The 1152-nt window shown below is 48.3% G+C and carries 1 protein-coding gene and 1 pseudogene; both read right to left on the reverse strand.

Annotated features, from left to right (window positions below):
• On the reverse strand, positions 1–851 hold an 851-nt coding region (locus B3B27_RS05995), incomplete at its 3' end, for a hypothetical protein (RefSeq protein ID WP_286847098.1).
• 56 nt (positions 852–907) lie between these two features.
• Positions 908–1152 (reverse strand): annotated as a pseudogene (locus tag B3B27_RS06000) (sialidase family protein); the annotation flags it as partial.

Raw genomic sequence — 1152 nt, forward strand, 5'->3', positions numbered from 1 at the left:
CCCACAGCTGAGGCGGTAGCCATTGCCAAAGAAACTGAAGTGTCCTTATCGTGCTGGATATCTCCTTTTTGGGTCCACCTGTTGAGTGAAGGTCGGAAATGGTAAACAGATGCATAAAAGATTGTGGCTTCTCCGGCAGTTCTTCTGGCCCTTCCGCCAAAAGAGAAGAGAGCCACCTCTTCCCCATCCTGCTGGGAAGTAAGGGTAGCTCCCGAAATCGGTACTGGAAAATTGGGTAGTTTTTCCCATCCTTTTGTCGGATTGGAGAGGTCGAGCACCAAAAACTGGTCGGTTGAGGTGCCGTCGGCCAGTTCGCCGCCAACCAAATAAACCTTTGAGCCTATGACTGTAGCTGTGGAATTTTTTACCGGCACTGGTAGCGAGGGATATTCTGTGACAGTGATGCCGCTTCCGGAGTATGCCAGCAACCAGGATTTTCCGGTGATGCCATCCGGGGTAAGTCCACCCACACAGAGCAGTCCCCCGGGAAGCGTGGCATAGGAGCCTTCCGCCAAGGGTACAGGCAGGTCATTTCCCTGATAGACCTTGCTGAAAGATCCGTCAGGGAGTTGTTCAAAAACAAATACCTGATCCGAAAAATGTTTGATTCCATCCTGCCATGGTTTCCCTCCGGGGAAAGCGGATCCTCCAGCCATGATAAACCGGTTTTCCTGTTTACCGAAAAAAGTACCTGCCAGCCCCTCCCACAGGGTAGAATCTTCCAATGTCTCCATGGAGAAACAGTTGATCTGGTGAAGGGTATTTAGATTATCCGCTTTTAGGAAAGTGACGGATATGGATAACCACATCCATATAAGGAGATAGATACGTGAAATTTTCTTTCGGATCATGCAGTAAATTTATATGAAGTTTGTGGTGAATAAAAAATTGTAAGTCTTCGAACGCATCATGGTTGTATCTCTTTAAGAGAAACCGTCTGGAAGACCATGTCAGCCTGGCTGCTCTCATACAGAATGCCAAGGGTGGAGTCGTTCACCGATGTGATGCAGGAATAGCCACGTCCGCTGTATTCATCAAGCAGGATCTGTTTCTCTTCGGGCCAGGTATTGCCACCGTCGTAACTCACTTTCAGGGTGATGTTATTCCGTTTTGAGGTAGATGCCGGATTGACAAACAGTAGCAACGATTTTT

The organism is Proteiniphilum sp. UBA5463 (assembly GCF_002427225.1).
Classification (GTDB): domain Bacteria; phylum Bacteroidota; class Bacteroidia; order Bacteroidales; family Dysgonomonadaceae; genus Proteiniphilum; species Proteiniphilum propionicum.